The 21,429-nt window shown below is 56.7% G+C and carries 24 protein-coding genes; 14 read left to right on the top strand and 10 right to left on the bottom strand.

Features of this window, described 5'->3' with window-relative positions; all coding sequences use genetic code 11:
- The first annotated feature begins 7 nt into the window (after positions 1 to 7).
- Together ACR0B5_RS21420 and ACR0B5_RS21415 are read left to right on the top strand one after the other, a co-directional pair.
- Positions 8 to 844: a 5-deoxy-glucuronate isomerase gene (locus ACR0B5_RS21420; protein WP_170701454.1), complete on the top strand. Its 837-nt coding sequence runs from the start codon at positions 8 to 10 to the stop codon at positions 842 to 844.
- Positions 841 to 1,680, top strand: a complete 840-nt coding sequence (locus ACR0B5_RS21415; protein WP_480543281.1) for a class II fructose-bisphosphate aldolase — start codon at positions 841 to 843, stop codon at positions 1,678 to 1,680. Before ACR0B5_RS21420 ends, ACR0B5_RS21415 begins: the two co-directional genes overlap by 4 nt.
- Positions 1,681 to 1,692: 12 nt before the next feature.
- Here the strand turns inward: ACR0B5_RS21415 and ACR0B5_RS21410 are convergent, their stop codons facing one another.
- The 10 genes from ACR0B5_RS21410 to iolG form a co-directional block, all read right to left on the bottom strand.
- The gene (locus ACR0B5_RS21410; RefSeq protein WP_480543279.1) at positions 1,693 to 2,472 is read right to left on the bottom strand and encodes a TIM barrel protein; all 780 of its coding nucleotides are present in this window, start codon (positions 2,470 to 2,472) and stop codon (positions 1,693 to 1,695) included.
- Positions 2,473 to 2,504: 32 nt separating this feature from the next.
- Positions 2,505 to 3,263, bottom strand: coding sequence for an SDR family NAD(P)-dependent oxidoreductase (locus ACR0B5_RS21405; protein WP_480543277.1), 759 nt, complete (start codon positions 3,261 to 3,263; stop codon positions 2,505 to 2,507).
- Positions 3,260 to 4,066 carry a 5-deoxy-glucuronate isomerase gene (gene iolB / locus ACR0B5_RS21400; protein WP_480543275.1) on the bottom strand — a complete coding sequence of 269 codons (807 nt, stop codon included), beginning with the start codon at positions 4,064 to 4,066 and terminating at the stop codon, positions 3,260 to 3,262. Before iolB ends, ACR0B5_RS21405 begins: the two co-directional genes overlap by 4 nt.
- A gap of 47 nt (positions 4,067 to 4,113) precedes the next feature.
- Positions 4,114 to 5,295 carry a phytanoyl-CoA dioxygenase family protein gene (locus ACR0B5_RS21395; RefSeq protein WP_480543273.1) on the bottom strand — a complete coding sequence of 394 codons (1,182 nt, stop codon included), beginning with the start codon at positions 5,293 to 5,295 and terminating at the stop codon, positions 4,114 to 4,116.
- 48 nt (positions 5,296 to 5,343) lie between these two features.
- Positions 5,344 to 6,243: a myo-inosose-2 dehydratase gene (iolE, locus tag ACR0B5_RS21390; RefSeq protein ID WP_480543271.1), complete on the bottom strand. Its 900-nt coding sequence runs from the start codon at positions 6,241 to 6,243 to the stop codon at positions 5,344 to 5,346.
- On the bottom strand, positions 6,240 to 8,072 hold the full coding sequence (gene iolD / locus ACR0B5_RS21385; protein ID WP_480543269.1) for a 3D-(3,5/4)-trihydroxycyclohexane-1,2-dione acylhydrolase (decyclizing): 1,833 nt from the start codon (positions 8,070 to 8,072) through the stop codon (positions 6,240 to 6,242). Before iolD ends, iolE begins: the two co-directional genes overlap by 4 nt.
- 70 nt (positions 8,073 to 8,142) lie before the next feature.
- A complete protein-coding gene (locus ACR0B5_RS21380) occupies positions 8,143 to 8,961 on the bottom strand; it encodes an ATP-binding cassette domain-containing protein (protein WP_480543267.1) in 819 nt (272 codons plus the stop codon).
- A 1-nt stretch (position 8,962) separates the two neighbouring features.
- Positions 8,963 to 10,066 carry an ABC transporter permease gene (locus ACR0B5_RS21375; RefSeq protein ID WP_170462753.1) on the bottom strand — a complete coding sequence of 368 codons (1,104 nt, stop codon included), beginning with the start codon at positions 10,064 to 10,066 and terminating at the stop codon, positions 8,963 to 8,965.
- A gap of 66 nt (positions 10,067 to 10,132) precedes the next feature.
- On the bottom strand, positions 10,133 to 11,053 hold the full coding sequence (locus tag ACR0B5_RS21370; protein ID WP_170528384.1) for a sugar ABC transporter substrate-binding protein: 921 nt from the start codon (positions 11,051 to 11,053) through the stop codon (positions 10,133 to 10,135).
- 122 nt (positions 11,054 to 11,175) lie between these two features.
- Positions 11,176 to 12,189: an inositol 2-dehydrogenase gene (gene iolG / locus ACR0B5_RS21365; protein ID WP_480543265.1), complete on the bottom strand. Its 1,014-nt coding sequence runs from the start codon at positions 12,187 to 12,189 to the stop codon at positions 11,176 to 11,178.
- Between the two features lie 256 nt (positions 12,190 to 12,445).
- On the opposite strand from iolG, the gene ACR0B5_RS21360 reads away from it, so the two are divergent.
- From ACR0B5_RS21360 to ACR0B5_RS21305, 12 genes are all read left to right on the top strand, one after another.
- Entirely contained in the window at positions 12,446 to 13,510 is a 1,065-nt protein-coding gene (locus tag ACR0B5_RS21360) for a Hint domain-containing protein (protein ID WP_480543263.1), read from the top strand.
- 423 nt (positions 13,511 to 13,933) lie between these two features.
- Positions 13,934 to 15,274, top strand: a complete 1,341-nt coding sequence (locus ACR0B5_RS21355) for a tyrosine-type recombinase/integrase (protein WP_480543261.1) — start codon at positions 13,934 to 13,936, stop codon at positions 15,272 to 15,274.
- Positions 15,261 to 15,902, top strand: a complete 642-nt coding sequence (locus ACR0B5_RS21350) for a hypothetical protein (RefSeq protein ID WP_480543259.1) — start codon at positions 15,261 to 15,263, stop codon at positions 15,900 to 15,902. The genes ACR0B5_RS21355 and ACR0B5_RS21350 overlap by 14 nt, the downstream gene beginning before the upstream one ends.
- 118 nt (positions 15,903 to 16,020) lie before the next feature.
- Positions 16,021 to 16,260 (top strand): helix-turn-helix transcriptional regulator, encoded by a 240-nt coding sequence (locus ACR0B5_RS21345; RefSeq protein WP_480543257.1) that lies wholly within the window; start codon positions 16,021 to 16,023, stop codon positions 16,258 to 16,260.
- Positions 16,261 to 16,381: 121 nt separating this feature from the next.
- Positions 16,382 to 16,741 carry a hypothetical protein gene (locus tag ACR0B5_RS21340; protein WP_480543255.1) on the top strand — a complete coding sequence of 120 codons (360 nt, stop codon included), beginning with the start codon at positions 16,382 to 16,384 and terminating at the stop codon, positions 16,739 to 16,741.
- Positions 16,742 to 16,841: 100 nt separating this feature from the next.
- Positions 16,842 to 17,048, top strand: coding sequence for a transcriptional coactivator p15/PC4 family protein (locus tag ACR0B5_RS21335; protein ID WP_480543253.1), 207 nt, complete (start codon positions 16,842 to 16,844; stop codon positions 17,046 to 17,048).
- Positions 17,049 to 18,137, top strand: coding sequence for a bifunctional DNA primase/polymerase (locus tag ACR0B5_RS21330; protein ID WP_480543251.1), 1,089 nt, complete (start codon positions 17,049 to 17,051; stop codon positions 18,135 to 18,137). It abuts the gene before it with no gap.
- 104 nt (positions 18,138 to 18,241) lie between these two features.
- Positions 18,242 to 18,688 carry a DUF5681 domain-containing protein gene (locus tag ACR0B5_RS21325; RefSeq protein ID WP_480543249.1) on the top strand — a complete coding sequence of 149 codons (447 nt, stop codon included), beginning with the start codon at positions 18,242 to 18,244 and terminating at the stop codon, positions 18,686 to 18,688.
- A complete protein-coding gene (locus ACR0B5_RS21320; RefSeq protein ID WP_480543247.1) occupies positions 18,685 to 18,999 on the top strand; it encodes a hypothetical protein in 315 nt (104 codons plus the stop codon). Before ACR0B5_RS21325 ends, ACR0B5_RS21320 begins: the two co-directional genes overlap by 4 nt.
- 240 nt (positions 19,000 to 19,239) lie before the next feature.
- Positions 19,240 to 19,509, top strand: coding sequence for a hypothetical protein (locus ACR0B5_RS21315; protein WP_480543245.1), 270 nt, complete (start codon positions 19,240 to 19,242; stop codon positions 19,507 to 19,509).
- Between the two features lie 63 nt (positions 19,510 to 19,572).
- Complete coding sequence (locus ACR0B5_RS21310; RefSeq protein WP_480543243.1) at positions 19,573 to 20,373, top strand: alpha/beta hydrolase; 801 nt, start codon at positions 19,573 to 19,575, stop codon at positions 20,371 to 20,373.
- Between the two features lie 291 nt (positions 20,374 to 20,664).
- Positions 20,665 to 21,096, top strand: coding sequence for a C39 family peptidase (locus ACR0B5_RS21305; protein ID WP_480543241.1), 432 nt, complete (start codon positions 20,665 to 20,667; stop codon positions 21,094 to 21,096).
- Positions 21,097 to 21,429 lie beyond the last annotated feature (333 nt).

The raw sequence follows: 21,429 nt of genomic DNA, 5'->3' as shown, positions 1-21,429 counted from the left end.
GGCCCCCATGCACATCGCGCCCCATGACAACCAAAACAAAGCCATCGTCGATGTCGACGACCCGCTGGTTCCGCTGAACTATTTCAACATCGTCAAGCTCAAGCGCGGCGAGGCGTTCGAATACCAAGTGCCGGGTTATGAGACCTGCATCGCCCCCGCCACCGGCTCCGTGGATGTGGACGTCGAAGGCGTGCAATTCGCCAAACTGGGCAACCGGGGCGAGGACGTGTGGGATGGTGAGCCAGAGGGCGTCTATGTCCCGGTTGGCGCCAAAACGCAGCTGGTCTGCGTGTCGGATGAGGCCGAGGTTTTCATCGCCGGGGCCAAGTATGACAAGGTTCTGGACCCGTTCGATGTGCGCGAGCATGACCTCGTGCAGTACGGCAGCGACGACACCAAAACGCATCGCAAGATCAAACATATACTAGGTCAAAAACAACAGGATAAGGTCGGCCGCCTTTTGGTGAGTGAGCTGTTCACCGTTGGTCAGGGCGGCTGGTCAGGCTTTCCCAGCCACAAACACGACACCAACCGCCTGCCGGATGAGACGCGCCACGACGAGACCTATAACTTCCGCTTCAAACCCAACTGGGGCTCGGGCCTTCAGATGTTGCAGCGCGAAGACAACGAACCGGGTGATGCCTATCACATTGTCGATGGCTCAACCGTTTGTATCGACAAGGGCTATCATCCCTGCTGCGTATTACCGGGATATGAGATGTACTATTTCACCATCCTCGGCGGACTGACGCAGCGCTCGCTGGTGCAGTATTTCCAACCCACCCATGCCTATCAGGTCGAGACGATTCCGGGCATCAAAGACATGATCGCGAAGTTTAAATGACCCTCGTCACTCTGAAAGACGTCCTGCAACCAGCTTATGAACAGGGCTATGCCGTCGGTGGGCTGGTGACCCTCGGCTGGGAGGACATGCGCGCCTATGTGGCCGCTGCCGAGGCCGAAAACGCGCCCGTCATCCTGCAGGCCGGTCCCAGCTGCCGCGAACACACGCCCCTGCCCATCCTTGGTAAAATGTTCCGCCATCTGGCCGAGGGGGCCTTGGTCCCCGTGGTGGCGCATCTGGACCATGGTTACACGTTTGAGGACTGCCAGATCGCGCTGGACAGTGGCTTTACGTCGCTGATGTTCGACGGGTCGCGCAAACCGTTGCAGCAGAATATAGACGAGACCGCCGCGATTGCCGAAATGGCTCATGCGGCTGGGATTTCTTGTGAAGGTGAAATCGGGTTCGTGGGCTACTCCGGCGGAGAAGGCTCGAACGGAACTGACCCCGAGGAGGCCGCCCAATTTGCTCGTGAAACAGGCGTGGATGCGATGGCGATCTCGGTCGGGAATGTCCACCTGCAGCAGAACAAGGAAGGCGGTCTGGACGAAGACCGCATCGCCCGGATCGACGCGCTGACCGAGGTTCCGCTGGTGATCCACGGAGGCTCTGGCGTGCCGGTCGAGCAGCGCACGCGCTTGGCCAAAGGCACCTCGATCTGCAAATTCAACATCGGGACGGAACTGCGTATGGCCTTCGGCAACGCCCTACGCAACGCCGTGAACAGCGACCCCGAACGGTTCGACCGCGTGACCATCCTGAAAGAGACACACGACCCGGTTGAGGCTGCCGCCCGCACCGTGATCCGGGCCTTCGGCGCGCCACCTCAACGGTAGGCGTCTAATGGGTCAGAGGGTGAATGCGGCCCGAAACGCCACTAGGGCTGTTTCCGGTTCGCCCGAAGCAAAGGCCTCCATCCCCACCGGACCGCGATACTCAAGTTCGGAAAGCACCTTGGCGACCATCTTGTAGTTGATCTCGCCCGATCCGGGTTCGCAACGACCCGGATTGTCCGCTACCTGTATCTCTCCTATCCAAGGCAGGCACTTTTCGCACCACCGGATCAGATCCCCCTCACCGATCTGCGTATGATAGAGGTCAAGGTTGATACGCAATTGAGGGCGGTCAACAGAAGACACCAGTGCCAGCACATCCGCTGTGGACCCAAACGGGCAGCCGGGGTGGTCTAGTTGGTTTAGGTTTTCAAGCGTGAATACAACGCCTTCCTCCTCGGCCAGATCGCAGATACGGTTCAGGGTATCGCGTGCCTTGAGCCACATGCCTCCGCTCACAACATCATGTTGCCAGATCGGAATGCCGCCATCACCAAGCCCGGTACCATGCAGGTTCAACCTATCTACATTCAGCCGTTTGCCGATCTGAGCTGTTTCCCGCGCTGATCGAAGCAACATCTCGGCCCCTTCATCATCCGCCAGACGCCCTTCGAGATATCCGTTCATGATCGTAAACTTGGCACCCACAGCTTCGAGCTTGGCGAGATCCAGATCGGGCCAGTTCCAGAGCCCGACACCAAACCCCATCTCGGTCAGACGGACAGCACGCCAATCCATGGGCTTGTTCAACCATAGCATTTCGGCGCATGCCGCCAGTTGAAAAGGTTGGGACATCCAAGCTCTCCGATGTTGAAGATGTAGCGGTTTTAGATCGAACCACCCTCGACCATGAAATTCCCGGCGCTGCACATGGCGGCGTCGTCTGAGGCCAGAAACACCACCATCCGCGCCACGTAGACCGGGTCGATCGGGTCCGGCAGGCATTGGCGGTCAACCTGTTTTGCCAGCGCCTCGGGCGTGACCCACAGGTCTTTCTGGCGCTGGGTCATGATCCAACCGGGGACAACAGTGTTCACGCGGATCCGGTGATCCCCCAGCTCCCGCGCCATGGTTCGGGTGAGGCCATGAACCGCGGATTTGGCGGTGGCATAGGCAGGGAAACCTGCGCCGGCTTCCCACCAGGAATTCGACCCCAGATTGACTATGGAGCCCGCACCCCGTTCGATCATTGCGGGGGCAACCGTCTGAATGGCAAAGAACATATGGCGGATATTGGTCGCCATACGTTCATCCCAATAATCTGGGGTGACCTCGCGCCAGTCATGTCGGTCATCTTGCGCCGCGTTGTTGACCAGAACATGCGCGGGGCCCAGTTCCTCGGTCAGTTGCTCCAGCGCATCGCGCAGCGCATCGATATCGCGCAGATCGCATTGGGCAAAGGCATGCTCGCCCTCCAGCTCCGCAAGCAACTCATGGCCGGCATCCGCGTTGAGGTCCAGAAACCCCACCTTGGCCCCCTGCGCAGCAAAGGCCCGAACCGTTTCCGCTCCGATCCCTCCAGCCCCGCCGGTGATGAATACGGTCTTGCCGTTCAGGCTGGGATAGGTGGCAAATTCTGGGGTCATCCGTCACGCTCCATGATCCACTCGACCTCGGGGGCCGCAACAAAGCGCCATTTCCGCAAGGGTCCGGCCATGACGTTCAGATAATACATCTCAAACCCGTAGGGCGCCCCGCAAGGGTGGTGTCCGCGCGGTACGGTCACAACATCGCCATCTGAGACCGCCATCGTCTCATCCAACTGGCCGTCATCTGTGTAGACACGCTGAATTCCGAACCCGTTCGCCGGGTTGAGGCGGTGGTAGTAGGTTTCCTCAAGATAGGTGATGCGCGGGAAGTCATCCTCATCATGGCGGTGGCTGGGGTATGAGGACCAATGGCCGTTCGGGGTGAACACCTCGGTCACCAGCAGGCTATCGGCGTAGTCTTCATTCTCCATCGCGATATTGTTGATATGGCGTGTGTTCACGCCCTTGCCGCGCTGGGTCAGAGTGATGCCATCCGGCCCAATCCGCCGGGCCTGATGCCCGCCTATGCCGGGGGCCGAGCAGACGGCGATGACGCAATCGGTTTCGGCCACGGCCTCCCATTCGGTGCCGTTGGGCAGATAGAGGCAATGAGGCGGTGATTTCTCGAACACATTCATCCGGTCGCCCAAAACGCCCCAATCCTGTCCAGCGCCGGAGATCTGCGCCTTGCCTTCGACCATGACCAGAATGACCTCACGATCCCCAGTGACTTCGGCCGCCTTGTCGCCCGCGCGCAGGTGGTAGAGGCCGAACCCGACATAGCGCCACCCGGCGCTGGTCGGAGTGATATCGTGGACCTTGCCACGGGTGCCGAATGGTTTCTTGAGCAAATCTGCCATGTTGGTCTCCGGTATTGGGCGGTCTATGCGACCGCCCGGTTCTTATTTCAGGCGGATTGCCGTTTGGTCAGCGCCGAAAGCGCATTCGAAAGCTGCGCCTCGGACCACCCCTCGGCCACAGCGCGGCGCAGGATATCCGCCTGACTGTCCGGCGCATTCCCCCCGACCGGAGGGTCCGTGTCGAGATTGGTCGGAAAAGGATAGCCCTCGGCAGTTGCGGCGATCGCGGCCTCTAGCTGTGTCGCGGTCAGGTCGCCCCGCTGTTTCAAGGTGATGAGCGACGGAAACACCGCCTCGGACATCGCGCGGCGATCCACGGCCTCCATCGCCCGACCAAAGGCCGAGGACACCTGAAGCAGGTTTGCCATGCGATGAATGTCCGCGCTGCGGTTTTCGCCCGCTGCATGGAACAGCGCAGGGTTGAAGAACACGGCATCCCCTTTTTGCAAAGGCAGCTGTACGTAGTTCTCTTCGAAATGCGCGCAGTGCTCCGTGTCGTGGAAGGCAAGATATCCGGGCGCATAAAGCTGCGAGAACGGAAGCAGCTTGGTTGGGCCGGACTCTACCGGCATATCGCAATGCGCTACAGCGCCCTGCAATGTCAGAGCTGCCGTTAGAAAATGCGCGTGCGCGGGATAGCGTGCTGCGCTGTCTGCCGTCTGAAACCCAAGATGATAGTCACGATGCGCTTGCTGTGCCTGCCCGCCGGGACGCACCTGGTTGATCTGCGCCGTGACCTGATAGTTCGGGCCAAGCCAAGCCTCACACGCGGCGGCAATCGAGGTGTTTCCGAAATAGAGCGCGAAGCCTTCGGGATCGCGCAGGCACTGCTTCTGCAACGCGTTCCAGATCCGGTCATTGGCCCCAGAGGCCGCAAAGTGGTCGCCCTCACCCCCGCCGCCCTGACGTTCGTCTTCGATGATCTGGCGGAATACATCTGTGGCCCGGTCAATCACACTTGTATCCGGATACGCCTGTTTCAGGGCGATGACGCCTGCGGTTTTGGCAAGAACCCAAGCCCATTCGGCCAGCAAGGCCTGCCGCATGTCTGCTTGCTCTAGTAGCGGACGCAAAGCCTGCATGTCATAGATTGGCACATTGTTTTCTACGGACGCAGCAAATGGCACCGCGTCCGCCGAAAGGGCCTGTGAGGTCAACACCTTGAATTCATCCAGATCACAGGATTCCCGGTCAAAATAGCCGACATATCCGAGTTCTTGATTTACCATGACATTCTCCTTTCTCATGGCTTCGGTGTTGCCCCTTGGGGCGGTGTACTAAGCGGCGATCTCCAATCCTGCCTTGCCGCAGACGTCAACGATGTGGTCGTAGCCCTTTTTAGAGTACTCATAGGGCGGCGCTTTGGCTGGGTCCTGTTCTGCCTCAACGACGATCCAGCCGTCATAGTCCATCGCTTTCAGCGCATTTGCGACCGCTTGGAAATCAATGCAGCCGTCACTGGGCACCGTGAACGCGCCTGCAATCACGGCGTCCAGGAAACTGCGGTTGTTTTCCCGCACGTCCTGCACGATGGCGGGGCGGATATCCTTGAAATGCACGTGATGCACGCGGTCGCCCCAGCGGTTCAGGGTCGCCATCACGTCACCTCCGCCAAACAGCAGGTGGCCGGTGTCAAAACACAGTTTCACCTCGGGGCCTGAGCCCTCCATCAGCCAGTTCACGTCATCTTCGCTTTCGATGATCGTGCCCATGTGGTGGTGATAGGCCATTGGCATGCCCTGATCACCAATCCATTTTGCCAGCTCGGTCAGCTTGGCCGCGTAGGACAGCACCTCATCCTTTGACAGTTTCGGACGGTCATTGACCGGCGTCCCGATCTGGCCTTGAACGGTGTTGGAGCATTCGGCGTAAACGATACACGGGCTGTTCAGGGCCACGAACTGTTCAACCTGTTCCCGTACCGCGTCTTGTTCCGACGCGAAGTCATTGACCAGCGAGGCACCGGAACACCAGCCGCCACAAAGCGCGATATCGTTGCCCTCAAGGTAGGCGCGCAGCCCTTCGGTATCGCTGGGCATCCGCTGGCCCCGTTCGACGCCGGTGTAACCAATCTGACGCGACTCCTGCAGCGCTTGTTCCATTGTGTATGCGGCGGTCAGGTCCGGTAGATCGTCGTTCTGCCACGCGATCGGAGAGATCCCGATTTTCACGCTCATTTCGTGTTTCTTTCCTTGATGGCAACCTCATAGGCCGCGCGTTTTTCGTTCACTTCGGGGCGGGTGCTGACCTCGGGCACCGCGACTTCCCACCATGTGCCGCCATATTCGGTGGAGGGGTAAGGATCGGTGTCGATGACCACCACGTAAGGCCCTGTGATGTCGCCGCGTTTGGCCAACGCGTCCTCAAGCTCGGCAATCGAGCTGACCTTGACCGAGGTCGCCCCCATCGCCGCCGCATGTGCCGCGAAATCGATGTTCGAGGCGGTTTCGTGGACAGTGTGATCGAGCAGGTTGTTAAACTCAGCTCCACCGGTGCCCATCTGCAGGCGGTTGATGCAGCCAAAGCCTCGGTTGTCGGTGATCACAACGGTGAAGGACATGCCCATCATCGCCGCCGTCGCCATTTCCGAGTTCGCCATCATGTAGGTGCCGTCGCCGGTAAAGCAGATCACGTCGCGATCCGGCTGGGCCATTTTGATGCCCATCGCTCCTGCGATCTCATAGCCCATGCAGCTGAACCCGTATTCCATGTGATAAGCCCCGGGCCGCGGCGCTTTCCACAGCTTGTGCAGCTCGCCCGGCATTGTGCCCGCGGCGCACATCACCACCGTGTCGTCATGCGAGGCGCGCTGAACCGCGCCCACCACCTGCATGTCGGTGGGCAGAGCGTTCCCGTCCCCCGGCGCATCGGTCAGCGCGTCAACCTTGCCAAACCAATCCGCTTTGAGAGTGTCTGCCACAGGATCAGCATTGTAGCCCTTCAACGCCGCGCCCAGCTCCTGCAGGCCAACGCGCGCATCGGATTGCAACGGCATCGCGCCGTGTTTTTCGGCATCATAGGCGGCGGTATTAAGGCAAATCATCTCGCGCGCGGGGTTCGAAAACAGACCCCAAGAGCCGGTGGTGAAATCTTGCAGGCGCGTGCCAACGGCCAGCACCAGATCGGCCTCGCTGCAGATGTCATTAGCAGGCTCGCCGCCCGTCACACCAATCGGACCCAGGTTCAGGGGATGATCCCAGGCCAAAGCGGATTTGCCGGCCTGCGTTTCGGTGATTGGGATATTGTGTGTCTCAGCAAAGCTCTGCAGGGCGTCTGTTGCATCCGAATAATGCACCCCACCGCCTGCGACAATGACCGGACGTTTGGCCGCTGAAATCGCAGCCACAGCACGCGCCAGCTCGCCTTCGTCCGGGCGAATACGGCGCTGGAACCACACGCGCGGTTCAAAGAAGCTTTCCGGGTAATCATAGGCCTCGGCCTGCACGTCCTGACAGAATGCCAAAGTGACCGGACCGCAATCCGCCGGGTCGGTCATTGTGCGGAAGGCACGCGGCAGAGCAGTCAGCAGATGCTCGGGGCGCGAGATACGGTCATAGTAGCGGCTGACCGGGCGGAAACAGTCATTGGCGCTGATGGTGCCGTCGCCAAAACTCTCGATCTGTTGCAACACCGGGTCCGGCCCGCGCGAGGCGAAGACGTCGCCCGGTAGCAAAAGAACCGGAAGGCGGTTCACGTGCGCCAGCGCGGCAGCGGTGACCATATTGGTCGCGCCCGGCCCGATGGACGAGGTCACCGCCATCGCTCGTGAGCGCCGCATCTGTTTGGCATAGGCAATCGCGCAATGCGCCATCGTCTGTTCGTTGTGGCCGCGATAGGTTGGCAGCGTGTCTTTGACACCATGCAGCGCCTCACCCAGCCCGGCCACATTGCCATGGCCGAAAATGGCCCAGACACCTGCGATGAAAGGCTCACCGGCCTCATTCATCTGGGCACCCAGATAGCGCACCAAAGCTTGCGCTGCGGTCAGTCGGACGGTCTTGTCCATTGTGATCCCTTTCAACACAAGGCCATTCCGGCCAGTTCTGCGATTTTGTCAGATGCCCGAGGGCGCGGCGCTATACCGTTCCGCCCAGTGAGCCTTCCAGCTGGGCCATCTCCTGCCCGCCTGCCATCAGATCCTGAAGCTCTTCCGGGGTGATTTCACCGCGCTTTGCAGTGCCCAGCGTTTTTCCTCGGTTCAGCACGGTAAAGCGATCGCCCACGGCCAGCGCGTGACGCACGTTGTGGCTGATGAACACCACGCCGACGCCTTGGCTGCGCACCTTATCGATGGTCGCCAGCACGTTCGAGGTTTGCCGCACCCCGAGGGCCGAGGTCGGTTCGTCCAAAATCAGGATCTTAGCCCCGAAATAGACCGCCCGCGCAATTGCAACCGTCTGACGTTCGCCGCCGGACAAGGTGCCCACGGCCTGATCCGGGCCGCGCAGGTTGATGCCCATATTGCGCATCTCTTCCATGCAGATGTCATTGGCTGCCTCGACGTCGAACCGTTTCAGCAGACCCCTCCCCTTGGTCGGCTCACGCCCCATGAAGAAGTTCCGCGTCACGCTCATCAGCGGGATCATCGCGAGGTCTTGGAACACAGTCGCAATGCCCGCCTCCATCGCGTCGCGCGGAGTGTCGAAGTGCAGCGGTTTACCTTCGAAAAAGATCTCGCCTTTGGTGGGTTTGTGAACCCCGGACATGGTCTTGATGAAGGTCGATTTGCCCGCACCATTGTCACCCAAAAGGCAGTGGCATTCACCCGGCTTGACGTCAAAGCTGACGCCTGCCAAAGCGATGATGTTGCCAAAGTGCTTTTCGATATTCTTCATCTCGACGATGGGCGCGGCATCAGTGGCGTCACCGTGGTGGAACTTGGTATCTTCGGTCATATCAGCGCTCTCCCGTTACGCGCTTACGGATCGCGTTGTTGAACAGAACGGCGATCAGCAGCATGGCTCCCAGGAACACTTGGAACCAGTCCTGATCGAAATCGGTATAGGTCAGCCCGATGACCACCATGCCGAAGATGATCGAACCAAAGAACGCCCCAATGGCCGAGCCGTATCCGCCGGTCAGCAGGCACCCGCCGATCACGGCTGCGATGATCGCCTCAAACTCTTTCTGGAAGCCACGGCGCGCATCGGTCGACCCCGCATCCATCACGGTGATGATCGCCACCAGTGCGGCGCAACAGGCCGTCAGCATGAACAGAGACACCTTCACACGGTTCACCGGCACACCCGAGTTCGATGCAGCAGTTCTGTCTCCGCCCGACGCGAAAATCCAGTTCCCCGCGGGGGTACGCAGCAAGACATAGGTTGCGGCCAATGCCAGAGCGATAAACCACAGGATCTCAACCGGAATGCCCGGTACTTTCGGCGCACCGCTTTTGAATGTGTCGATGACGCCTTTCTCGGCCAGCCAGGTAAACAGGCCACCAAAGGCCTCTCCCGAGAAGACCGGGGCCAGCCAGTCAGTTTCGGTGGCGTCGCGGACGCCGCGCAGCTGCGTTGACCCTCCGGTCGCCATTTTCAAGCCGACAAGCGACAGACCGCGCAGGATAAACAGAAAGGCCAGCGTCACGATAAAGGACGGTAGACCCGAGCGGATCACGATGTTGCCGTTGATCGCGCCCACCATGGCCGCAAAGACAAAGGTCATCGGGATCGCAGCGATCAGAGGCAACTGCCATGTCACCACGCAAACGCCGAAGAACAGGCCCGAGAATGCCACCATCGAGCCGATTGACAGGTCGAACTCTCCCCCGATCATCAGCAACGCGGCACCGATGGCCAGAATGCCCAACTGAGCGGCGGGCGTCATGAAGTTCATCACCCCTGCCAGCGTGAACATGGAGTCATCCGCTGTTATCGCAAAGAAGATGAACACCAGAATGACACCGGCCATGGCGCCAAGCTCGGGGCGTTTCATTTGCCGGGTCAGAAACGGTTCGGCTTTGACCCTTTCATCGGCGGCGGGCGCTGACTGGCTCATATTGTCCTCCCAATTCGGTTGAAACGGCGCAGGTCGCGCCGTTTCTTTTGTGTGTGGCCAAAAGGCTTAGCGGATACCCTGCGCCGACAGGTCGATAACCTGTGCAGCTTTGTCCTGCGTGATCAGGTTCGGGCCAGAAGGCACATTGCCGCCCGGCATCAGGCCGTATTTGGCGTGCAGACCCATGAAGTTCACCGCCAGGTAACCCTGCAGGTACTGCTGCTGGTCGATGGCAAAGGCCGCATCGCCATCCGCGATGGATTGCAGGAAGTTCGCCGACAGGTCGAACGAGGCGACATTCACATCGCGACCCGAAGCCTTGACGGCCTCAACCGTCGGTTCGCCCGCGGAGCTCGCACCCAATGCCATGACCGTGTCGACAGCCTCGTTCGCAGCCAGAGCCGCCGCAACTTTCGATTCGATCTCGGACGGGTCATTCGAGGTTGGCAGCACTTCTACATCGCCGCCGAAGCCTTCCGCAAAGCCCGCGCAGCGCAGGTCAAGCGCCACGTTGCCGACTTCGTGGTTCACGCAGATCGCGGTCGAGCCACCCATCGATGATAGTGCTTCACCAGCGGCTTTGCCCGCGTCGAATTCATCCTGACCCACATGCAGCAAGGCGCCAAGGTCCTTGGACACGTCCGAGCCCGAGTTGATCGAGATCACCGGGATACCCGCCGCGACAGCGCGTTCGATTGACGGGCCAAGCGCATCCGCATCGGGGATCGAAACGATCAGACCATCGGGTTCCTGATTGACAGCGGCGTCGATCAACTGGGACATCGCTACCATGTCGAAGGTCTCGGGCGCGCGGTATTCCACGTTCACACCGACATCTTTACCGGCCTGCTCAACGCCGTTTTTGACCACGTTCCAAAATGCGTCATTCGCCTGGCCGTGCGATACGACCACGATCTCCTGCGCAAATGCAGGGGTGGCAAGCGCCAGGGCACCGGCCGCCAACGCGCCTTTTACGAACTTGTTCATTATATCTCCTCCCATAAGAACAGTTTGTTTTCTGTCGAGGCGTCAGCCCCAATCATTCGGACGAACCGAATCTCTTGCACTCCTGAAACCGGCGGAGCTTTGCACAGTTTCCGGAAATCCATTCATTTTGCAACCGGTTTCAAAACTTCAGCCAGATGAACCGGCCTACCAGACTGCGCTGAAAGCGTTGCCGCCTCGGCCATGGCGAGGGCTGCAACCCCATCTTCCAGCGAAACCGGAACCTGCGCGCCCGAGGTCGCTGCCTCCACAAAAGCGGCCCATTCGGCCTGATAAGCGGGCATGTAGCGTTCAAGAAAGAAATAGGTCGGTTTAGCGCCGACAACGCCAGCGGTGGTCGACTTAACAACCGTGTTTTCCAGCATGTTCTGCGCTTGCAGAAGACCTTCGGAACCCAGCAACTCGACCCGCTGATCATAGCCATAGGCCGCACGGCGTGAATTCTTGATGGCCGCGATACGACCATCCGCGTAAGTCATTGTGACAACGGCGGTATCCACGTCTCCGGCTGCGCCGATTTCTGGGTCGACGATCGACGACCCGACAGCGGAAATCGTTGTCGGGACCTCTCCCATCAGAAAATTCGCCATGTCGAAATCGTGGATCATCATGTCCCGGAACAGGCCACCTGAAACCTTGACATAGCTCACCGGCGGCGGAGCTGGGTCAAACGAGGTGATGGACAGCAATTCGGCCTTGCCAATGTCGCCTGTATCCACAGCTGCTTTCAATGCCGAAAAGCTGGGATCAAACCGACGGTTGAAACCAATCATCACGGGCTGACCATGGGCCGCAACCGACTGCTGGCAAGAAATGGCGCGCTGAAGGTCCAGATCGACGGGTTTTTCGCACAAAACAGCTTTACCCGCCGCTGTTGCGGCTTCGATCAGGTCTGAATGCGTGTCTGTCGGCGTCGCGATCAGCACAGCGTCAATTTCTGGGTCCGCAATGATCTGGTCCGAGGTTCGAACCTCAGCGCCGTGGTCACTGGCCAGATCCTCTGCCGCCTGAGCCATGGCATCCGAGACCGCGCATAGCACACTGCCCGGATGGGCTGATATCGCCCGCGCATGCACCCGCCCGATCCGTCCGGCGCCCAGCAATCCAACCTTCAACATCCAAACCCTCGAATCCTGTTCTGTGGCGCAACAATGGATTTTTTTGCAACCGGTTGCAATAGTTTTATCATCGGTCCTCCGATCAAGGTCTGCGGGCGATGCAGTCGTCACCTCAACAACAATTGAATACGCGAAGCCTAAATAAGCCTGACGCTCAAGATGACGTGAATTGGTCGGGGTCGAGAACCACCCTAGGGTGCGCCGCAAATGGTCTGTTCAGGCCGCTCAAAGCAACAGCAATCATGACGTGTACTAGATGGTTCTGCGTAGTTTCTTTTCGGTCGACAGCGAAAACATGATGGTAACGTCTAGCCCCAGCGCGGGGATTGTAGGCACGCCAATCCGCAACAACTCAGACACGCCGAACGGTACTGTTTTCCGATATACGGCGGGCGGCGGAACCACGGTCACTGTAGATGACACCTCGGGCAATCCAGATGTGTTCGAAGATGATCAGGCCTTTGGTCACACAGTCACCGATGGCGGTGGCATCGTGGCCAATGGTACTCCTGTGGAATCCGAATCCTTCATCGACATTCGGCAACTTGACGAAAACGGTCTAGAAACCGGACCTGTCATCCGGCTGTATGTCTTTTCGCAAAACGGCGTGACCTCAGATGTCTGGGGTTTCGCGGCCTCGGAACGGCTGATAGATGGGGCGTCCTACGTCAAGGTTGCGGGATCGAATACGGGGTCTTCGCTGTATTCGGACTATGTGGCTTGCTTTGCTGAGGACACATTGATCGAAACAGCCGACGGTTCGGTTCCCGTGCAGCAGATCCACGTCGGTCAAAAGGTCTGGACACGGTACAACGGCCTGCAGCCAGTTCTGTGGATCGGGAGCACATCCGTTCCGGCAACCGGGCGCTTTGCCCCTGTGGTCTTTGCCCCCAACACGCTGGGGAACCCGAGACAACTAGTCGTCTCGCAGCAGCACCGGATGATGATCGACACCAGCGTAGCCGAGCTTCTGTTTGGCGCGCCCCGCGCATTGGTGGCAGCCAAGTTCCTATGCGGCATGAACGGAGTATCGATTCGCGAAGGCGGGCATGTCAGCTATTGGCATATTATGTTCGATCAGCATCAGATCATCAGATCTGAAGGCGTCCTCAGCGAGAGTTTTTTCGTGACCCCGACTTCGATCGGAGCGCTGGATCGCCCGCAGCGCGCTGAAATACTGTCACTTTTCCCCGAGCTGCGCGGAAATCCCAACGCTTATGGGCCGACGGCTGCACCTATTCTAAAGCCACATGAAGCGGCTGTTCTCAGGTCGCATCTATCCCGTTTGAACACCGCAGAAACTCGCGTTGCGGCGCAGTAACTACGGGAATCCCCCAATTTCGCGCGCTGCGCGCGTTTGTTAATTATTGGTTACTGATTTACCTACCACTCAGTAACCCTCTTAAGAAGGGCTGGCGCGACCCCCTCAGCCAGCCCTTCTGACCCTTCCCCTCCAAAGCGAAGAACGGATCGGACAAACCGCGCGTTTTTTGAGTGAAATGGCGATCCCTGAAGGACTCGAACCCTCAACCTGCTGATTAGAAGTCAGGAGGTGTGCAAAATCTGCCATTTGTCCACGACCGTCCATGGTAGGTTGCCGCCATCCAAGTTGTTACCAAAATCTCCTTATTTTATAACTTTGTGAGACTTGTCCCCCAATCACAAAGCGTATACAGTTGTCCGTAATCGTCCACTAGTATCCAGCATTTCTTGTCCCCCAGTTGTCCCCTAGAGGAAATTATCAGTGAAAGTAGAACTCACACACGGATTTCTATCTAAGCTGAAACGGCCAGATACCGGGCGTATCGAGATATCCGATGTGAAGCGCGCTGGCCTACGCTTGAGGGTTTACCCGACTCGCGCAGTGTGGATGTTTGAGAAGCGCGTTAAGGGTGGAGCTAAGCGAAAGCACACCTTTGGCACCTATTGCACATGGTCCCCTGCCGGTAAGCGAGAGGATGGGGGGATCGGCCTTTCAGATGCCCGCTCTTTAGCTCTGGAAATTGAAGCCGAAGCGGCAAGAGGCTTTGACCGGGTTCTGGTGGCTCAAGAACAACGCTTACAGAAAGAGCGCGCAGCAGCTCGAATCCAAACTGTTCAGGAAGTCATTAATCTTTATTCTGATTTGAAGCTCAGCAACCTGAAAACAGGCGATGAGCGCAAGCGACAATTGGAACTGGCGCTTGAAGCGCATCTATCCGAACCCTTTCCAAGTCTTACGCGATCCATCTTGCAGAAGGCAATTGACGACAAGGCCAAAGAGGGACGCCTGATAATGGCCAACCGCATCCGTGCGGCGCTCAAGGCGATGACACGCTGGGCGTGGCACAGGGAATATACGGACCAAGACCCAGGCAGTAGATTGGAGCGGGCCACAAAGGAGAGAATCCGCGACCGAGTGTTATCACTGGATGAGGTTCGGGAAATCTGGGTCAAATCGTTTGACTTGGGAGCCCTGTGGGGGCCGGTGATCCGGTTGCTCATACTAACTGTTCAGCGTCGGGGGTCTATAGGCGGGCTTGAGTTGGCAGAATTGGAACTTGAAAACAGCCGCTTCAAAAAGTCCGTTTCTCAGGAAAAGAACGACCGAGGGCATACAACGCACCTTTCCCCGCCTGCTTTTGCGGAGGTGCAAGCAGCGATTGAGCGGATTGAACAGCGGCGAGCCGAGAGTGGAGAGGTTCAGAAAAAGCGAAAACGCGGAAGGCCACCTGCTATATCAGTTACTTCTGCTACGCCGGAATATCTATTCACAACCACAGGTCGCACCCCTGTGTCGGGGTGGAGCGACATGAAAGAAAGCCTTGATAAGCTTCTTGGTGATGATTTCGAGCCTTGGCGGCTTCACGATTTCCGCACCGCGTTTGCAACTCATATGGCCGAGCGCGGGATATCTGAATCGGTCGTGGATCGTGTCTTGAACCATGCAGCTACAGCGTCAAAGGCCAGTGCAGTTGCCCGTGTCTACAATCAAGCCGAGTTGTTGGCTGAACGCGCCGTTGCGCTGGATAAATGGGCCGAGTTGGTTACGCAGGAAAGTGCAAATGTGGTTGAAATGAGAGGGCAGGCTAATGTTCAGTCCTGACGGATACACGTCGCTATATGACCTTGCAGAGGACTACCGCAGAGCCGAGTTTAGCAATCAGGATTTTGTGAGGCAGTGCGCTCAAGTCCAATCGGTCGCTGTTTGCACAACCGCCATGCAGGTTGCTCAAGTCTCAACCGACTTACTTCACAGGATTTCCTGGGAGGGTCGGGAAGAATTTGCATTCATCGACATGCGTCGCTGGGTTGTATCGCTGCACCGCATCAGAGAAGCCGCCAAGGGCATGAAGCCGGAACTCTTTGTGGGTGCGAGGATTCTTCTGACAACCGACCCTCATAACTTTTCAGAATACACGTTCCCGCCTGAATTTGTTACTGGACTTGAGGCGTTTGAAGGACAGCAGATAGTCGTCAGAGATACTGAGGCGGATAAACTAAAGCTTGCACTCACAGGAAAATCTCGGAGAGCTACCCTCAAAAGGTTTCCCACAAAGGCAGACACCAAACAGGCGTTCAGCGCTTGGATAGGGAGCAACCCTCTCTCCACAGACCAGCAACGAAACCAGTGGTATACAGACCATGGGTTGTCGCGTGAGGCAGGACGTAAACTATGGAGTGAACTAAAGCCTCAAGGTGGCTCAAAGGCGGGTCCGAAACCCAAAGACTAACCTCGCCGTTTTTTGTCTTCATCCGTCAACGGCGAAGTTGGCGAGGTTTCGGCGAAGTTCCCAGCGAAATTTGCCCCTACCATCCTGTGTGCATCAAAGCTACACAGAGGTGAGCAGGATGGGTAACAATGCAGAAGTCAAATCTGTCGGTATCGAACTGCGCCAACGGCATTCGGTTAGGCCTAGAGCCACGGATATAAAGGGCGCATCTCGATACACCGGAATGTCTCGTGCAACTCTGTACGCCGAGATGAAGGCAGGAAACTTGCGGTACGTCAAACTTGGTGGCGCGACTCGGCTGGAATATGGCGAGTTAGACCGCTGGTTTGATGCGAAAGTAAAAGCATCTGCCGCGTAAACGAAACCCGCGCACCATGGGTCAAACATGGGCACGGGGCATTTCGTTTTCAGTCGGTGGCTAAGACTGCAAGAAATGTAACGTGTTCTGACCTAAAGCGCAAGCTTAAGGATTTCCAAATATGGGAACCAAAACACTAGATACACTTCTAAAGAACGCACTATGGGTCACTACATGGCGTGACCTTCCAGATCAAACTGCACCTGCGCAATACACGGTCATCAATGAGGCTGGCGAGACCCGAAAAACCTGGGTGAGCAAGAATAAGCGTCGCATCATTGATGCCTTAATTGATGGTCCCGTCCATTGTGCATCTCCCTGCCGTTTGAGTCATTTCGTGATGGGCTTGCGAGAGGAACAAGGTCTCAACATCGAGACCGTATGGTTTGATCAAGATCCAAAGGCCGGGCGCGCGCGCTTCGGTATTTACAACCTCTTGGATCAGGTCATCCGGATCGAAGAGCGCGGGGTAGCGGCATGAGAACCGTTGACCTGCAAGTATCAACCCTTCGCCGTAAGCATGGCCTCTCAGAGACCGCAGCCCGTCTTGTCGCAACCCTGCATTATGGGGAGGGCCGCTAATGGCCCTCATTTCCCAGATCCCGAAAAACAGCCGTGAGGAATTCCGCGTCAGCCGGGATGACTTCCAAGGGCACGACCTCATCAACATCCGCGTGTTCTTCGTCTCGAAAGACGGAGAAATGCTACCCGGCAAGCAGGGTGTCGCCTTCAAGGCGGAATTGCTACCCGAGTTCATTGATGCGCTCAGCAAGGCGGAGGCGGTTTAGATGGGACGTCATGAAGCGCTCAAAACCCAATCAGGCTGCGTGCCGGTTGAAGAAATGTCCCGCCTTCACTCTCTTGGACACAGCTTGTTGCCGCTCGGAGGTGGCATCGACGGGAAGTCCCCACTTCTCAGCTTGGCCGATCCATCACGCCTGCCACTCAAGCGCGTGCTAGGACCAATGTACGGCAAAGGCAGCTCCTGTTTTGGGGTTCGCCTAGATGGCCTAGCAGTTGTCGATTGCGACGAACGCAGCCCATCTTTGGTAAAGGACATGGAGGCGCGCTTCGGGGCGTCTCCGGTCCACGTGTCCACCCCGCGTGGAGTGCATTTGTACTTCAGGGATGTTGGCGGGCAGGCACCCAAACTACGTGGCGAGGGCTATCCTGTAGACGTGAAGCGCGGTTCAAGCAGCTACGTTGTCGGACCGCACTCTATCCGACCAGATGGAGGCACATATCAACCATTAGTCGGAATGTTGGGTGTGAACAATTTGCCCGCGCTTCCACTAGAAACCGGCGCGACGCAATTCCGCACTGAAGCTATCACGATAGGCAACCGCAACCGCGAATTGAGCCTTGCCGCAATCGGAATGGTGGAGGCGGTCGACGGCCCAGAAGAGCTCTTCGGCAACCTAGCATTCATCCGTGATGACGAATGCGAAGATCCTGCCACGTTGCCAGATACTGAACTTCGCAAAATCGCCGACTGGGCCTGGACCAAGAGGCTGGAGGGCAAAGTGTACCGAGACCGCGACAGTGAGTTTCGCATGAACCGCGCCGCGTTGGACAAGCTATCAGGCTACAGCAACGCATCCGATGCCATCGCGCTGTTGGCAACTCTCCTTGCCTACCACGGCCATATCGCTGGCAAGACATTTGCCCTGGACCACGCGGGAATGGCGAAGGCAGGTCACACCAGTTTGGGACGCCGCCGTTTTTCAAACGCTATCTCGTCACTCCGCCATGCAGGCCTTCTCGGTGTAGCGAAGGAGTACTCGGTTGGTCACAGCCATCGGACTTATCAGCTTCTGCGCATGCGCCCTGATTTGCCCAACGTCCATTCACTGCTCACAGTAAAGGAGGCGTCCTAGTGCACGGGGGGAGGGGTTTATTAATTACATATGTTGACCGCTTTCGGTCAAAAGGGGCTTCCGGCCCGAAAACAACGAACAATCCAACAAGCGAGGCATGAGCAATGACGGATGAACCAAACCGAAAAAACGGCAGGACTACGGACGAGCGAAACCCGGACGGCACTTTCGCAACTGGTAACTCAGGAAGACCACGAGGAGCACGTCACAAGGTCACACGCGCCGTTGAGGAGCTGCTTGAGGGACAGTCTGATGCAATCACCCAAAAAGCGGTGGAATTGGCGCTAGAGGGCGATAGCACTGCCCTGCGCCTCTGTCTGGAGCGGATAGCGCCTACGAGGAAGGACGCACCGGTTAGTTTCGACCTCAAGCCTATCAAATCCGCTGAGGACGCCTCAGAGGCCGCTCAGGCGGTCTTACAGGCGGTTTCTCAGGGCGAAGTGACACCATTGGAGGGCGCAACGGTTATGGGGCTGGTGGAGCAGTACAGACGCGTGCTGGAAACCACCGAACTCGAACGCCGGATCTCGGCTTTGGAGGCAGCAAAATGAGCATGAGAAAGCGTATCAAAAAACTGGAAACAGCATCAGAAAACGAATTCAAGGTCGTTGTCACTGAAGGCCAGTTCTTTGACAGACACGGTGCTTCCATCTCAACAGAAGGTGAATACCCGCGAAATCTAGTGGAGACCGTTCATCGTGCCATCGTTAGTGTATCCGGTTCGGAAGAAGCAGAGACCTTAGAGCGAAAAGATGGTGAGACAGGCGCGGAATTTATGCACCGTTTCGAGCAAATGGGTATCCTTATTGGCAAAAAGGTAGGTGCGACTGTAACACTACGATGGGATGTGAAGTGGATTTGATTTTACAGTTTTGGGGTACGACGCGCCGAACTCGTACCCCCTCATTTACAATCGCAAACCCCATTCAAGACGCGCCGCACTTACCCGCTATCGAATCTGAATGTTTGAATTGTGACAGTTTGATGAAACAACGGCGGGAAGCTCGCTTACGTAGCGGAAAACGGTCACTGTTCAACACGTCAACGTTGAGGACGGCGGACAAGCAATTGTTGGCAACGTGCAGACCGGGGGGAGCAAAAAATGAAAGACAACCCCAACCCCATGCAAAAGGCACATGCGGCCCGGCGATGCACGGCGAAGTCCAAACGCAGCGGCCTTCCTTGCAAGAATCCAGCGGTCAAAGGCTGGTCTGTTTGTCGGATGCACGGCGCTGGCGGTGGCCACGGTCCCGGCAAAGCGAACCCCGCCTACAAACACGGCATGCGAAGCAGGGAGGCTCGAAAGATGAAGAAAGCTATCAACGAGCATTTACGATTGGTTCGTGAGATTGAGAAGCTACTCACTGAGTAAAGCATTTGACCAGAAGCAATTTCAAATGCACCATAAAGCATTTAGATATTTTTGGGGGTTCAAATGCATATTTTTAGTGCTTTTTTGGCCGCGATTTTTGTATTTGGCTCTCAATCACCGGCTCATTCTCGGGCGCTGTTCAGCTACATAGAAAAAAGTGTCGATGCGAATATTACTGTCGTGTTCGTTCATGGTTTGACGAGTGATGCCAGATCCAGTTGGACCAATGAGAATAGTAAAGGTTACTGGCCATACATAGTTAGTGATGATGACGAACTTGACGCGTTCAATGTAGCGGTTCTTGACTATGAATCCTTCTTGCGAGACGGTTTGCCTGTGGAAGGTATAGCAGCCAAGTCTCTGGACGCATTCAGAAACAACGTTTCCAGGGGTCAGAAACTAGTTTTTGTTGGACATAGCCTCGGCGGCATCGTCGTACGTGAAATGATTTTGCAAGAACCTGAAATCGCAAAAAATACGCTTAGCATAGTGACTTTTGCTACTCCGATGGCTGGTTCAGAATTAACAAGTTGGGCTCGTTTGATTGGCTTCAATGGCCCTGTTGTTGCGCAACTTGAGCCTAGCGTGGATAGTAACTATGTCACAAGACTGTTGCGAAGATGGTCGCGCTTACAAAACGTCGAGAGAATCCCAGTTCATTGCTCCTCCGAAGGAAAAAAAACTGGCTCGTTTATCGGCCTTCGTGGGCCGTTGGTTGTCGATCAGTCAAGTGCATTTACTTCTTGCACTCATACTTTCAAAGATTGGCCTGGGCACGACCACAATAGTATCAACAAACCAAGAGACGAATTTGATCAACTTCACGTTTGGCTTAAACAAATACTAGTTGGCTTGCCGAGTTAGAGAATTCCCGCCCAATGACAGCTATGGTGGAGGGGCTCTTAGCTCAATTTGACTGCAGCGGGATAGTCCGAATACTATTAAGAAAAGGAGGAAGAGTTGATTTTTAGGTCTGCATCGTCTCTGGGAGTTTTTATTCTTCTTTCATCCCTGGCGTACGCTGAAGTTGGTTGGCGTGAAGGTGCTGTTTCACACCAAAAGCTGCCGCCCCCAGCTATAACGAATTCCTACGTCAGGTTGGACGTGCCCCATATTAGACAAAGAGACTTTTTGTGCGTCCCAACTTCTGCAGCGATGGTCGTGCGGTATTTTGGGGGAGATATTGACCCCGTTGAGCTCAAGAAAGTCGCTGAAGGACATAAACCCGAAAGCCGAAGGAACAGCAAGTTCACGTATTGGAAAGATGCCGACTATGCTCTTCGCAAGTACGGTTATAGATGGAAAATTCGTGTTTACCCCAAAACATCCTCCGGGTTTCAATCTGGCCTTCGAGACATAAAGAAAAGTCTGAAAAAGGGCCGCCCTGTGCTTATCGATGTTCATCAGGACGATGGGCACACGTTCGTAGTAATGGGTTTCGACGAAAACAAGGAAGTCGTCTACATCCGCGATCCAAATATTCCGAAGCGGCAGTCTCGTGTTTTGAGTTATGCCGTTTTGGAGCAAAGTTGGCACAACCATAGATTTGCTAACAACCGAAGCGCTTTCTTTGCATATCCGAAGTAAATGGCGGAGGGCCACTGAATTTAAAATGCCCTGCTTGCTAGCTTCGCTGCGGTCTGGTGCCAGCCTGAAGGTTGAGCTTTCGACCGGCGCAAAACGCTTAGTTTACGTCAGTGTCTGTGATGCGGATGAAGTGGACATTCATCAACGTTGCGTAATTGAGCGAACCATTCAGCCGTCAAATCGTCACTGTGTCCACTTGAATTTCCCCGTCTGCTTGCCGGTCATATCGTGGAAAGTGCCCTTTCCACCCGGTCTGAACATATAGACAACCCCAAAATCCGCGAAAACGACCTGCAAGCCACTCTTAGTTTTTGTCATAGGTTTGTTTGCGGG

The organism is Ruegeria sp. AG1 (assembly GCF_056541705.1).
The sequence above is the reverse complement of the archived record's forward strand: the minus strand, read 5'-3'. Positions and strand labels throughout refer to the sequence as shown.